Origin of the sequence: Lactococcus sp. S64, from assembly GCF_016516525.1 — a bacterium.
Lineage (GTDB): Bacteria > Bacillota > Bacilli > Lactobacillales > Streptococcaceae > Lactococcus > Lactococcus lactis.
In genome coordinates, this window is record NZ_JACVUQ010000004.1 from 201,676 (window position 1) to 215,861 (window position 14,186).

15 protein-coding genes and 2 tRNA genes are annotated in these 14,186 nt (G+C 34.4%); 2 read left to right on the forward strand and 15 right to left on the reverse strand.

Annotation, left to right across the window (positions count from 1 at the left end; genetic code table 11):
* Positions 1-335: 335 nt before the first annotated feature.
* From IAE51_RS06325 to IAE51_RS06350, 6 genes are all read right to left on the reverse strand, one after another.
* The gene (locus IAE51_RS06325) at positions 336-1,541 is read right to left on the reverse strand and encodes a hypothetical protein (protein ID WP_200095000.1); all 1,206 of its coding nucleotides are present in this window, start codon (positions 1,539-1,541) and stop codon (positions 336-338) included.
* Entirely contained in the window at positions 1,534-2,589 is a 1,056-nt protein-coding gene (locus tag IAE51_RS06330) for a protein kinase (RefSeq protein WP_200095002.1), read from the reverse strand. Before IAE51_RS06330 ends, IAE51_RS06325 begins: the two co-directional genes overlap by 8 nt.
* 24 nt (positions 2,590-2,613) lie before the next feature.
* Positions 2,614-3,267, reverse strand: coding sequence for a hypothetical protein (locus IAE51_RS06335; RefSeq protein WP_200095004.1), 654 nt, complete (start codon positions 3,265-3,267; stop codon positions 2,614-2,616).
* Between the two features lie 162 nt (positions 3,268-3,429).
* Positions 3,430-3,660 (reverse strand): hypothetical protein, encoded by a 231-nt coding sequence (locus IAE51_RS06340; protein WP_200095006.1) that lies wholly within the window; start codon positions 3,658-3,660, stop codon positions 3,430-3,432.
* A gap of 104 nt (positions 3,661-3,764) precedes the next feature.
* A complete protein-coding gene (locus tag IAE51_RS06345; RefSeq protein ID WP_200095008.1) occupies positions 3,765-4,217 on the reverse strand; it encodes a hypothetical protein in 453 nt (150 codons plus the stop codon).
* 22 nt (positions 4,218-4,239) lie between these two features.
* Positions 4,240-4,401, reverse strand: coding sequence for a hypothetical protein (locus tag IAE51_RS06350; protein ID WP_200095010.1), 162 nt, complete (start codon positions 4,399-4,401; stop codon positions 4,240-4,242).
* Positions 4,402-4,498: 97 nt separating this feature from the next.
* Between IAE51_RS06350 and IAE51_RS06355 the strand changes: the two genes are divergently transcribed.
* The gene (locus IAE51_RS06355; RefSeq protein ID WP_200095012.1) at positions 4,499-5,059 is read left to right on the forward strand and encodes a helix-turn-helix transcriptional regulator; all 561 of its coding nucleotides are present in this window, start codon (positions 4,499-4,501) and stop codon (positions 5,057-5,059) included.
* Positions 5,060-5,135: 76 nt separating this feature from the next.
* Positions 5,136-6,332: a site-specific integrase gene (locus IAE51_RS06360; protein ID WP_200095014.1), complete on the forward strand. Its 1,197-nt coding sequence runs from the start codon at positions 5,136-5,138 to the stop codon at positions 6,330-6,332.
* Positions 6,333-6,437: 105 nt separating this feature from the next.
* On the opposite strand, the gene rpsD is transcribed toward IAE51_RS06360, so the two are convergent.
* From rpsD to IAE51_RS06405, 9 genes are all read right to left on the reverse strand, one after another.
* Positions 6,438-7,049 (reverse strand): 30S ribosomal protein S4, encoded by a 612-nt coding sequence (gene rpsD / locus IAE51_RS06365; protein ID WP_004255752.1) that lies wholly within the window; start codon positions 7,047-7,049, stop codon positions 6,438-6,440.
* A gap of 590 nt (positions 7,050-7,639) precedes the next feature.
* A tRNA-Pro gene (locus IAE51_RS06370) sits at positions 7,640-7,713 on the reverse strand.
* 304 nt (positions 7,714-8,017) lie between these two features.
* A tRNA-Arg gene (locus tag IAE51_RS06375) sits at positions 8,018-8,091 on the reverse strand.
* Positions 8,092-8,232: 141 nt separating this feature from the next.
* The gene (locus tag IAE51_RS06380; protein ID WP_021723048.1) at positions 8,233-9,351 is read right to left on the reverse strand and encodes a polysaccharide deacetylase family protein; all 1,119 of its coding nucleotides are present in this window, start codon (positions 9,349-9,351) and stop codon (positions 8,233-8,235) included.
* Between the two features lie 121 nt (positions 9,352-9,472).
* A complete protein-coding gene (locus IAE51_RS06385; RefSeq protein ID WP_124137155.1) occupies positions 9,473-10,627 on the reverse strand; it encodes an N-acetyldiaminopimelate deacetylase in 1,155 nt (384 codons plus the stop codon).
* 136 nt (positions 10,628-10,763) lie between these two features.
* Positions 10,764-11,534: a 2,3,4,5-tetrahydropyridine-2,6-dicarboxylate N-acetyltransferase gene (gene dapD, locus IAE51_RS06390; protein WP_010905260.1), complete on the reverse strand. Its 771-nt coding sequence runs from the start codon at positions 11,532-11,534 to the stop codon at positions 10,764-10,766.
* A 209-nt stretch (positions 11,535-11,743) separates the two neighbouring features.
* Entirely contained in the window at positions 11,744-12,355 is a 612-nt protein-coding gene (locus IAE51_RS06395) for a thiol-disulfide isomerase (protein WP_200095016.1), read from the reverse strand.
* A gap of 23 nt (positions 12,356-12,378) precedes the next feature.
* On the reverse strand, positions 12,379-13,179 hold the full coding sequence (locus tag IAE51_RS06400; RefSeq protein ID WP_004255779.1) for an energy-coupling factor transporter transmembrane protein EcfT: 801 nt from the start codon (positions 13,177-13,179) through the stop codon (positions 12,379-12,381).
* Positions 13,179-14,045: an energy-coupling factor ABC transporter ATP-binding protein gene (locus tag IAE51_RS06405; RefSeq protein WP_015425751.1), complete on the reverse strand. Its 867-nt coding sequence runs from the start codon at positions 14,043-14,045 to the stop codon at positions 13,179-13,181. Before IAE51_RS06405 ends, IAE51_RS06400 begins: the two co-directional genes overlap by 1 nt.
* Positions 14,046-14,186: the final 141 nt, after the last annotated feature.

The window sequence follows — 14,186 nt, forward strand, 5'->3', positions numbered from 1 at the left end:
AGAAATAATCCTTAACTAGTTTTTGTCATCAATTTTAAAGGACAGTGTCCTACCTCTATTTTACCAAAAAAGTCACAAAAAAATCGCTCCCAAACAGGAGCGATTTCAAAATGCAAATAAGAAATTACATCATTTTGTTGGCTTTATACCAATACTTATACACATTTAAATGAATCTAACCTTGCTACATAAACAACGCATATAAAAGTTATTAACATAAGATAGTTTAACATAACTTACTAACGTAGTTAAATACGTTGTTAAAAATTGCACCGCCGTGCGTAAAATTGAGAACCATGACCAGGCACTTATTTAGTGCTTTTTATTTTAAATGGTTAGATTATGACAGCAGTCGCTTGAAAGATATCAATTGCCTCTAACCATGTAACCAAATGCTTAGATGCATTTTTTAATCTTTTAGCACTTTCTAACTCATCCTTTTCATTCAAAACATCAATTGCTTTTTTATATAACTGAATTGCATTATTAATGGCTGTACGCATATTTACAATTCTTTTTTCAATGGTTGTAGACTCTGAAATCATGAGTACCCCCTTTGATATGCTCTCCCAATATTGTTGTTCTAAATCTACGAAAGAAAGTGATTCACTAGACTCAATTAATCTTGTATCATAACTTGACCCACTTAACACATCATCATATTCTATACCTGGAGTACTAACAATTGTTTTCAAATCCTCAAAAGTTATATAACTTAACAATGGAACACTTGTATATCTCTGTTTTCTTCGTCCAAACGTTGGCGATAAATCAAATTTAGTTTTTTGAAACTTACGCAAAGTATTAAACCAGCCAGAACTGACAAACTCACAATCTAATATTGAAAATAAAATAGAATTCATAAATGTATATCCTAATATTATTTTGAAGCCAGCTTGATTTAACCTGTAGATTGTGTATAACATATTTCCAAGATTAGAAGAATCCATCTCTTCATAGTTACTTTCTGATTTATTTTCATAACAAAAAGTAAGATATATATAATCTTTTTCAACTACAGTATCATTGATTTCTTCTATAAATTCATCAACATTGGTTTTGTTAGAAAAAAAAGAATAATCTACTAGTAAAGATAAAGCGTAATGATCAAATTCAAAGTTTTCTAAACAATGATTATAAATATCAATTGAATAATCAAAATGCCAATCTACATTGTCAATATAAAAACCTGGAGTTATCAGCGTATTAGAGATATTCCTACTATTTGTAGAGTGCTCATTAATATAGTCCATTATAGAGTCACTTTTTCTACGCCAATCTCTTCGAGCTATATTAGAGGGGTATGTTTGCAGTTCTCCCAGCTTTTTTAGTAACCCTTCATCATAAACAGAAAAATAGAATTGGGGGTCCAAAAAAGTATTGCTTTTATTCAATCCTTCCGTACTTAATACATAATCTATAATAGAAGATAACTTTTCATCATTAGGAGAAAAAATCGCACCTTCCAATCCTGCAGTTGATAAACCCTCAGTTATTTTTCTGCCTTTAGCCGCTCCATGTTGAGCAAGTAACTTAGTCATATAATTCCCTTTCTTTGAGCCCTTGCATTAAAGTGTTAAATGCTTCAACTGAGCCAAACCTTAGTTCCTCTTGGACCTGTATCATTTTTTTTATTATAAGAAGCAATCTAGAGGTAAATTCATTTTCACCAACAGTCTCATAGTAATCGTCTTCAATTTCCCTCTCAAATCTCTTAAGTAACTCTACGTGTGGTATGTGATTTTGAATCATTGCACCGCTTCTCATCTCATTTACTATTTCACCCAGTGGATTATAGCCAATCAATATTTCCAATGCTACAATTCCTAGAGAATACAAATCACTTTTAAATGTTGATAATTTAGCATTTCCTACAAACTGTTCTGGAGATGCATATTGAAATTTCCCCAGAATCATACTAGATTGTGTCGCCGGATTGTCATCAGATATCTTCACCATTCCTGGATCAATAACGACAAAAGTACCGTTTTTATACATAATATTGTCTGGAGATAAATCTCTATGTACTATTCCTTCAACTTCAAGTTGAGTTAATACGTTACTCATTTGCATAAGGAAATCAAATGATAATTGTACTCTTTGCTCATTTGGTATAGGAAGAAACTGCTCCAACGTTACCCCATCTATATAGTTTTCTATCAATAAGCCATAAAACGAATTATTTACTTTCAATTCTTCGATACTAAAAAGAATATCAGGGAAACAATCAATTTCTTCTCGCTGGCAAACATTTATATAACGCTTAAAGCATCTTTGTTGAAATTGAATTTTATCTATCATTTCGCCAATATCATAAGGTACGTAAGCCATTCCTGGAAGAGATTCTATGTTTTGAATTAAATCATCTAAATCAGAAAATTGATCTAAATTACTTACCACTACTTCTTTTTTTAAATCAACTAAATAATCAAAAAATTTGGCCATATATAAAGGGTTACCCTCTAAATCGAAAATAGTAAAAGTATATGACTGCCCTCTTTTTTTATTTTGTTTAATCTTTCCAAAATTATCCTCATCAATTATTGATGAGGATAAAATACTCTCTTTAATTACTTCTTCAAAATTCACAACCTCTCCTTTACTGACTAAAGATTAATTTATCATCTGATTGGCTTTTACTAAACCTAATAAACGTACACTATCTTTCATTTTACTTGTTTTTGTTGCTCTCAATAATGTAAAAGTTCTAGTTTCAGATACTCCTATTAAGCCAATACCATTGTGTTCTAAAAGGTCCCTCTTTCTTTCAACAAGTCTTTTAGCGATATCTAATGGAAATACTAAATAACTATAGTCAACATATTCTTTGTTACCTTTAGCTTGATAAAAAGCCTTGTTAAAATCAGTAAGTTTTGCTTCGTATCCTACTACCATTGTCTTAGGAAAAACAAATTTTGTCTTTCTAAAGAAACAGCCATTGTCCGTTTTCTCTATCAAACCTGTACTTAATAACATTGATAATGTTTGTGCTATTGTTGATCCACTTAAGCCAACATTTTTTTCAATTGAATTTCTGGAAATTGGCCTTTCATTTTTTATTTTAGTAAAAATCAAGGCTGCCGATGGACGTGAGAGTACATCAATTTGCTCCATTGAGAAAGGAAGAGCACTGTTTTTTATTCTTACAACATCAATATTTCCGTATCGTATAGGCAATTCCTTCACAAATATTCCAGAGTATTTTTTTTCATACTGAATTATAAAACTATCAACCAAGTCTGACTCAGATTTAAATTTTTCATTCATTACTTTTCCTCATAGTTATATTTTTCATTAAGCACATTATAACAGAATTTTACATTAAAATACATTATTTCACATATATTTTCGTTGACTATTTTTTGATTTTATGATTTATCAAAAATTTTATCAATAACACTTGACAGAAATTACTAAAACTTTAGCATTCTATCTCTTTCTCCTTTTTTCCAATAATTGCCAATTATCCGCAATCCATTTAATGATTGGATCTCGTGGAAAAGCTTCTTCAACATCTCCATTTTTCACAACTGGGAAATTATGTGCATAGCGATAATACTTATCAAATGTAGGACCACTTACACCAATAAATTCAGCTGCTAATTCTCGGGTCATAATCAGTGGATAGTCAGTATCATTTTTTAGATTTTTTCTTTGCATAATTACCTACTTTCTAATATAAATTTTTATTGTCTCATATTTATAATATCTATCAAAACATGCGACTTGAGTATAATAAAAAAACCGACCAATTGGCCAGCTCTTTATTTTACTGAAACCTTGAAAGAGAATTTCTCACTCGCAGATATTTCAAAGATGGTCCTCTCAACTTCCATAAAGAAAGGCTTCACTACTTTATTGTAGCTCTGAGTTTTACCATAGTACAGGTATTTAGCTCCAGCTCCCTCGACTGTCATGGATTTTAGAATGTACGCTTGCCTGATAATTTCCCAATCTTCTGGCAACATTTTATATTTGACCAACTCAATGGCTTTTTTATAGAGTTCGTATTTATGTAGAACTGGATCAGATTCTTTCTTGATTAAATCCAATAATACTTTAGGGTCTTGCGGTTTATTCTGGGCCTTTATTCCTGAGTTTATATCGGTTCGTCTAAGTGGGTTTTCAATCTGTTCAATCCTTTCTTTTATCTGCTCTGTAAAAGGGTATTCTTGGATTGCTTTAATCAAATAGCCATATTCTGTACTAAATTTCATCTATCCCTCTTTTCAATTTATATTATTTTGTTAGAACTTCTTTTAATTGCTCTGCATATTGTTGCACTCCGTCATTCATCAAATTAACTGAGATATTTAACGCTGATACGCCTAGTCCTTCCGCATACACTCCGTAAGCCAACTCATAAGTTTCAAAGATAGGGCGAGCGATTCGATAAGCCAACTCTTTTTTACTTCTTAAGCTGCCACCATTAAATTTAAGCTCTTGTTGCTTAGCGATGCTTTCAAGTCGTTTTAAAGCTAAAGGAATAGTGGTATATATGATAAAAAAAGACTTAGATAATAAAGAAATAATGGCCGGAAACCTTAAAAGTGAATTAGACAAACATGGAATGACCGTAGCAAATCTTGCCGATTCACTTGATCTTAGTTATTCAACGGTTCGAGACTGGTTAAAAGCAAATACTTATCCTCGTATTGATAAAATTGAGATGATGGCTGACTTCTTTGGTATTTCAAAATCTGACCTTGTTGAAAAAAAATCTGATCATCAAGATAAACTGAATTTCAATTCTGTAAAAGAATTCGATGTATATAGAGAAAAATTTTTAAAACAGGAAGAAGACGATATATGGGAAAGCTTTACAATTCACTATCCAACTGACAAAGAATTTAAAGAAAAGTTTAGTAATAATGAAGATGTAAAAAATATGCTATGGCAATTACTTTATATGCTTGACGATATGCCCGAACGTGTTTCCGATTTACAACGACTTACTGAGATAAGTGGAATGATTTCTGATAAAGGCTGGGATTTCATTAAACAGTCTGCGGAAATGGTTTTCCATAATGAATTCGATGACTCCGAAAAAAATGAATAACTACTAAAATTCCTCTAACTAAATCTCTTCATGTTTTGACTTTTGCGTACGTGCGGTGCTAGAAAGACAGATCAACATGAACAAACTAAATATAAAAGAATACAAAACAAAAGGCGGAGAAGTGCGTTATATTCTTCGGGGTGCTTATATTGGTACTGATGTGCTGACAGGTAAGCAAGTGCGAACTGATGTTAGAGGACGCACAAAAAAAGACATTAAAACTAAACTTCAACGTCTGCAGAATGATTTTATTAAAAATGGATGCATGAAAAAAGAAAAGCAGCTAAAGAAATTTGCTGAGGTTGCTGAATCGTGGTTTGATATGTACCAACATACAGTCAAAAGCCATTCAATAGAGATAATGCGGTCTAATCTAAACAGATATATCTTGCCAGCTTTTGGAAATACTAAAATTGATAGACTGACAACTTCTCAAATTCAACTGCAAGTCAATTGCTGGGCTAAAAATGCAGGTCAACCACTTAATGGAGCAATGAGAAGAAATAAAGGGAATGCTAAAGGCTATAAACTTCTTCTCAATGTGACCAATAGGATATTTAAATATGCGATTTCTATGGGATTGGTAAGTTCTAACCCATGCCTAACTGTTATTGTCCCTAATGTTAAAATGGAAACCACTGAACGTGAAGTAAAGCATTTCAACAAAGAACAGTTGCAAAACTACTTTGATTATATGGAGAGTTTACCAAATACTTGGGTAAATAATGAACTAAGATCAATTTGTCGCTTACTGACAGCTTCGGGTTTGCGTATTGGAGAGGCTACCGCCTTATCATGGTCTGATATTGACTTCGAAAAGCAGACAATTTCTGTCAGTAAAACTACTACTGGACACCAAACAATACAAGATACACCGAAAACAAAGCATAGTAAGCGAGTAGTTATCATTGACAGCAAAACAATATCACACTTGCAACGTTGGCATTTATATCAAAAGTCATACTTTTTAAAGCTTGGCGAACCTAATCAATCACTTATTTTTCCTACAAATCAAGGTAAAATACTCGACTATCAACGGCTTAGAAAATCACTACAGGCTACTTTTAAAGCTACTGAACTTCATGATATTGGATTTCATGGCTTTCGGCATTCTCATGCATCATTATTATTGAATGCTGGAGTATCATATAAGGAAATTCAAACAAGATTAGGACATGCAAGTATAAAAATGACTATGGATATTTATAGCCATCTGGAAAAAGAAAAGGAATCTGAGGCTGTAGAACTTTTCGCAAAATACGCTAATTTTTAGAGCTAACGTTAGTAAAAACGTAGGTAATTGCATTTTAAATAGAAATAAAAAAGCTCTAAACCCTGTTAGATAGGGCTTAGAGCTATATTTTCTCTTAATAAGAAATTACATCATTTTGTTGTAGAATTCAACGATCAATGCTTCATTGATTTCTGGGTTGATTTCATCACGTTCAGGAAGACGAACAAGAGTTCCTTCAAGTTTATCAGCATCAAATGATACGAAGTTAGCGCGACCTTTAGTAGCTTCAACAGCTTCAAGGATTGCAGGAACTTTCATAGATTTTTCGCGAACTGAGATCACTTGACCAGGTTGTACGCGGAATGATGGGATATCAACGCGTTTTCCGTCAACAAGGATATGTCCGTGGTTTACGAATTGACGTGCTTGACGACGAGTAGTCGCAAGACCAAGACGGAAAACTACGTTATCAAGACGTTGTTCAAGCAAAGTCATGAAGTTGAAACCAACAGTTCCTTCTTTAACTTTAGTTGCAGCAATGTACAAGTTACGGAATTGACGTTCAGAAAGACCGTATGAAAAACGAAGTTTTTGTTTTTCAGCCAATTGAAGACCGTATTCAGAAAGTTTTGAACGGTTGTTTGGACCGTGTTGTCCAGGTACGTAGTTACGACGAGCGATTTCTTTACCAGAACCAGAAAGTGAGATACCGTAACGGCGTGATTGTTTCCATGATGGACCAGTGTAACGTGACATAATTTATGTCCTCCAAATATTTTATTTGAAGAATATTGACAGCCTCGAATTCGTTCATTTTACCTTCGCTTATAGCTTCAGTTACTTGACACAAGGAGTATAATAGCTTACGCTCCCTGACATAACAGCAAAATGTTGACGAGCTTTCTAGCTGACTGCTATATTCAACTTTTCTATTATACCAAAAATCCTTATTTTGTCAATATTTTTCACATTAGAACAAGTGATTTAAATAAAAAAACTCATCTGCAAGAGATGAGTTAGAAAATCAAGAGATTAGGATTCAATTTTAAGTAATTTAAAATTCCTAAACAAAAATTATTTTTCTTCTTTTTTAGCTTCTGGTTTTGGTGCAGTTCTTACGCCTACTGCGTTGAAATGTTTTTTACCGTTACGTTTACCAAATTTATGTGATTTATATGCCATGATGGCTCCTTTCATTTAATGCTCGCTTTTAGTAATTTTCTAAACTCACATTATCACTTGAATTTTATCATATCTTGATAACACTTTCAAGAATTATGGAAGATTATTTAATTTTGACATCAAAAAAACTCATCCACGAAAGATGAGTTAGGGTTAGTCGGTAATCGGGAAGACAGGATTCGAACCTGCGACACCTTGGTCCCAAACCAAGTACTCTACCAAGCTGAGCTACTTCCCGTAGCTAATATTAAATTTTTGAAACTTCTTTGTTCAGTATCTCCACTTTTAAAAGTACTTGTAAAGTAAATTTGCTTCGCAAATTCCTATCCACAGCCTCAAAGCATGCTTTGAGCTCTACCAAGCTGAGCTACTTCCCGGACATGAAGTGCTTGACGCTTTAGCGTTTAGCAATTCAGTTCTTCGCGCTTATCGCGAAGTTCCAAATATTATTTTAGAATTTTTAAATTCTTACCGATACTTCTCTCATTTTATCTAAAATATCAGTATCAAACAAAAAAATGACTTTCGCCATATTCTGTTTATGCAAGCGGTAGGATTCGAACCTACAACCGCCTGATTCGTAGTCAGGTACTCTATCCAGTTGAGCCACGCCTGCGTTTCTCTCAAACGACTATATTAGTATATCAAGTTTCCCATAAGTTGTCAAGAATAAACTCATTGGATATGAATTTTTTAGAATAAACCTTCGTTAAAAACGAATAAAAAGAGCAGAATCACTTCTCCTCTTCTTATTTTATTATCTACCAAAATAAACTTGTTGAGCCTTAGCTCCCCCATCTTGTACTGTTAGCAAAGTGCTGACCGTTACAAAGGTATAACCTTGTGCTTTCAAATTTTGAATAATCTGCGGCACAGCATCTACTGACCATTGGTGAATATCATGCATCAAAATGATTGCTCCATCATGAGCGTAAGTCGAAACATTTTGAACAACTGGAGCACTTGTACGATAACGCCAGTCATTTGTGTCAACAGTCCAATTAACTGCACTTAAATTTGTTTGACTTAAAACAGATTTATTATAACTTCCATAAGGTGGACGGAAGAGTGTTACGTTTTTACCTGTAATTTTATTAATTAACTGATTTGCACTCTCAATTTCTTGCTTTTGTTGGTCTGGTGAGAGTGTTACCAAGTCTTTATGGTCCCATGTATGCGAAGCGACTTCATTTCCTCTATCAGCTTCTTCTTTAATAATTTGGGGGCAGGCTTGGGCTTGTTTTCCTAAAGCAAAAAAGGTTGCTGGAACTTGTGCATCTGATAAAATTTTTAATAATTGAGGGGTCGTATTAGGGTTTGGTCCATCATCAAAGGTCAAGGCAATCAATTTTTTATTTGCATATTGATTTTGAACGTTCGCAATACGCTCCGCTTCTTTTTGACGTTCAATAAGTATTTGTTTGTCAGCATTTACTTGTTTTGCCAATGCTTCTTTGTCTGATTTCTCATATGGAGCCTTTAATAATTCTAAAGCCTCTTCAGAGCTTTTTATTCCTTCTTCACTTATATTTTCATGGGCTTTTGCAACAATCTGGTTCACTTTGTCAATCTCTGACAAATAGTTTGTCAATTGGCTCATTGATTTATCTAAAGAAGTTTTATCTTTAACATGAAGCTTATCAATTAACTTATGAGCCTGTTCAATATCGTTTGCTTTTCTTGAATCATAGGCCTTGTCTTTTGCATTTCTCGCCTCATCTACTTGTTTTTCATAAGCAATTTTTTGCTTTTGAACTCCTTGATCATAATAATAGGTTCCTACTCCCGCTACCACTATTAATAACGCACCTATAAGCAAGGTAAGCTTCCAAAAAGCTTTTTTTGCTCCTTTTGATTTTAATCTTCTTTGTTTCATTATTCTTCCCTAAATAACTTTTATCATTTCAAAAAAGTTCAATTGTAACAATTTAACTACTGAATGATTTAAAAAACTCTATCCTCCTATCTTAACATATCCATTCTTAAGATTAAAGCCATTAATTTATTGTTTTTTCATCTTCTGATAACCTATTAACTTTAAATTGTAAAAATTGGCTAATTGTATCAACAGCAAAATTGAGAACGTGCTCGTCTGGATTCATTTTTTGTGAATGAAGGGGAGCATCACTATCAATTCCTAACCAAAACATGACTCCAGGAATTTTGCTCAAAAGGTAACCAAAATCTTCACCAGTCATGGCTGGAGCGATGTCAATAAGATTAGCCTTAGTTTCTTTTTTGAAAAATTCCATCAGTTCTTTAGCAAGTTTAGGATGATTTTCAACTGGAAGATAGCCGCCTTGTTTAAGTTTAAGCTCAATTTCCATGTTAAAAGATTGCGCGATTCCATTTGCAAGTTCTCTTAAACGTTTTTGGGTCAATTCATTGACTTCTTGGGTCAGACTCCGGATAGTTCCATGTAAAAAAGCACGTTCAGCGATAATATTATTCGTTGTCCCAGATTCCATTTTTCCAAATGTAACCACTGCTGAAGCTAATGGATCCACATTACGGCTTACAATCGTCTGAACCTGAGTGATAAAATAAGCGGCTGCTACCAAAGCGTCATTTGCTGTGTGGGGAAAAGCAGCATGTCCTCCTGTTCCAATAAAGGATAATTCAACTTCACAAGTCCCTGCAAAAAGCGTATGCTGATTCGTAGCGATATCACCTACTTTTAAATCTGGTCTGACATGTAATCCATAAAATTCATCAGGAAGCCAATTTTCAAATGCTCCAGCATCATACATTAATTTTCCGCCCGCTTCATTTTCTTCAGCAGGTTGAAAGAGAAAGAGGAGATTATCTCTTGGTTGGCTTTCACTCATTTTTTCCAATAAACCAAGAGCAACGGTCATGTGAATATCATGTCCACAAGCGTGCATTCGTCCATTTTTACTAGCATAAGGTAAATCAGTTAATTCCTCAATAGGCAGACCGTCAATATCTGTTCGCCAACCAATTGTTTTTTGACCCTGACTTCCTGCTAGATAAACTAGAATACCGGTTTGCCATGTTCTTACTTGAATAAATGGTTTATTTTGAGTCAGTTCTTGAATAATGGCTAGTAAATACTTTTGAGTTTCGTATTCTTCAAGACCAATTTCAGGAATTTGGTGAAGCTGCCGTCTGATTTCGATTAAATTTATCATATTTTTTCCTCGTTACTAAGCTTAATTTCAATCTTTTTTATTTATTTTACTCTTTTTTGGCTGTATATTGCTCTTTTTAGCAAAAAAACTTTTGCTAAGATTAACAAAAGTTCAGAAATAAGCTATTTCTTTAATTTTACAAATTTCTAAGGGCATCTTCTAAAGCCGTTTTTTGTTGTGTTTTTTCATCTATTTCTTTGATAATTCGAGCTGGAACACCAGCAACAACAACGTTTTCTGGAACATCTTGGGTAACAATTGCCCCTGCTGCAACAACAGAACCTGAACCGACTTGTACTCCTTCGATTACAACAGCATTGGCTCCCACAAGGACATTATCCCCAACACGAACAGGTTCAGCACTTGCAGGCTCAATAACACCAGCCAAAACAGCTCCAGCACCAATATGAGAGTTCTTACCAACCGTCGCACGGCCACCCAAAATTGCCCCCATATCAATCATTGTGCCTTCACCAATTTCAGCTCCGATATTGATGATAGCCCCCATCATAATGACCGCACTATCGCCAATAGTTACTTGGTCACGAATAATTGCTCCTGGCTCAATTCGAGCATTGATTTCTCTGGTATCAAGGAGAGGAACAGCTGAATTTCGGCCTTCAAGTTCTAGGGTGTAATCTTTATTCTCAGTCAAGCCAGAAAGCAATGGACGTACTGCTTGCCAATCTCCAATGATAATTTTTAAGCTGTAATGTGTGTGAAAATCTCCCAGAACTTGGATTCCTTTATTGGCTAGTGCCTTAAAATTTGGACGCCCATTTTCAGCAAGAAAACCAGCTGCTTTAAAACTAGGCATTCCTGATAAGGTTACCTTGACACGTGTTTTTTTCTCAGCGTTCCCGATAAATTGAATTATTTCTTGTGCTGATAGTTTTTGTGCTTCCATTTTTACTCCATTCTAGGGCCATTCAGTTATTGATGACACTTTATAGGCCTTTTTATGATTCTGTCAGTAAAAATTTACTGACAGAATCATTTTACCTACAATATTATTGTTCTATATTATAGCAAATTATCAAATATTTGGAAAATTTTCAATTCTGCTTAAAGAAAAAACAGCCGAAACTGTTTTTTTACTGACAGAACTGTCAGCATTTATTTTATAAACTCAGAAAGACTTTCTTTCTTTTTATCAAATTTGACAAAAGTTCCGTCAGTACTTCTCTTCATAAATGTTGGAACGGTTTCTACTTCGTGAGCTTTGCGAATCGCTTGTAATTCTGGATTGAGGTCTGTATTTTCTGTGTCAACGTAATAAATCATTTTGTCAGCATAGTCAGGAAGAGCCTTAACAAATCTTCTGGTCCAAGGACAAGTGACACGTCCAAAAAGTACAAATTGGCCTTCTGTCAGCTCTGACAGACGTTCTGGCGCAAGTGGAATTAGTTCTTTTACATTTTCAAAAAATTCAGTGCGCATTTCTCCAGTGTAGGGTCTTTCGACCCATTCACCAATAACAATAAAGGTATTGTCCTCAGGAGCAATAAAAGAAAACATGAATCTTCCATCAACAGCTGGCGTAATTGGACTTACAGGAAGTCCAAGTTCAATGATTTTATCATGAATTTCACCAATTGTTTCTACTGAAATTGCTAAAGTTTCAGGATTTGGGTCATAGGTTTCATTAAGTGCTACTTCATCTTCTAAACCTAATTCTTTCCAAAAAATTTCTGCATTTTCCAAGCTATTTACGTTTAAAGTAATCATTTTTTCTCCTCTTGAGCATTTATTTAGGAAACTTTTGACCATAAAATAAGTAAAATTGTCATTATGATAATAGATACAACGAGCAAGCTATCTCGCATTTTCCATTTGAGTTGACGGTATTTTGTACGTCCATCTCCCCCTTGATAGCCTCTGCTTTCCATTGCGACTGCTAAGTCATCCGCACGGCGGAAAGAACTGACAAATAATGGAATTAAAATTGGAATGACTGATTTGATTTTTTTCAGTAAATTTCCTTCGCCAAAATCCATTCCTCTGGCTTTTTGAGCATTCATAATCATTGTTGTGTCATCCATTAATGTTGGAATAAAGCGTAAAGAAATAGATAACATCAAACCTAATTCATGAACAGGGACTTTGATTTTTTTCAAAGGTCCTAAGCCTTTTTCGATTCCATCAGCCAAGGTCAATGGTGGCGTGGTCAGCGTCAAAATTGTTGACATAAAAATAATCAAGACAAAGCGAAAGAAAATATAGACGGCATTAATCAAAGATTCTGTGGAAATTTTGATAAACCATAGACTAAAAATGACATGTTGACCATTAGTAAAAAGCATTTGGAATATAACTGTGAACAGAATTAAACCAATCATTGGCCGTAGGCCTTTTAAAAAATAGGAAACTGAAATCTTGGATAATAAAACACCCGCTAAAGTGTAAAGCACTAAAAGAAGATAACCTAACCAATCATGAGCCAAAAAGATAATGACAACAAAAGCAATCATCACCAAAAGTTTTGAACGCGGGTCCATGCGGTGAATGATACTATCACCTGGAATATAACGTCCCATCAGCATATTTTGCATCAGTTTTCACCTCCTGATTTTACTGACAGACTTGTCAGTAAATTAACAAGTTCAGCTCGTGTGATTGGCAATTTTTCAAAAGTATAGGCTCCTGTTTTTTGAAGTTGGTCAGCAAAATGAGTCGCTTTTGGCACTCCCAATTCATGTGCTTTCAAAAAATCAACTTCTTGAAAAACATCTGACGGAGTACCGCAGCTGATAATATGTCCTTTTTCAAGAAGATAAACGTAGTCAGCATAATCGGCCACGTCATCCATTAAATGAGTGACTAAAACAACGGTTTGACCCGTCTGATGAATACTCTCAAAAAGTTTCATCATCTCAATTCTAGCTTTTGGGTCAAGGCCTGCTGTTGGTTCATCAAGTACCAAAACTTCTGGTTCCATCGCGAGAATCCCAGCAATGGCCACACGACGCATTTGTCCTCCTGAAAGTTCAAAAGGAGATTTTTCCCAAAATTCTTTTGAAAGACCAACCATTTCCAGTTTCTCAGCAGCAATTTTCTCAGCTTCTTCTTTTGAAATTCCAAAGTTTTGTGGTCCAAAAGCGACATCTTTTAAAACCGTTTCTTCAAAAAGTTGGCTTTCAGGAAATTGAAAGACTACACCTACTTTTTTGCGGACAGGTTTAATCTCTTTTTGTTTACTTGTTGAAGTGACAACAATATCACCTACTCTAACCGTCCCTTGTGTAGGTTGCAACAATCCATTCAGATGTTGCAAAAGTGTCGATTTACCAGAACCAGTATGCCCAATCAAAGCCGTGTAACTTCCTTTTTTGACTTCTAAATCAATGTCAAAAAGGGCACGACTGGCAAAGGGACTGTTGGGCTGATAAGTATAATTTACTTTTTCAAATTTAATCATTTTTCTTTTTTCTCAAATCCAATAATATCCATTTTAATGACAGAAATTCTAGCATACTAGAATTTTATTAAGTCACCGATTCAAGGACTCTCATTAATCGCCTTGAACTGACAGAAACTTCATTTATCCGCCAATTTCACA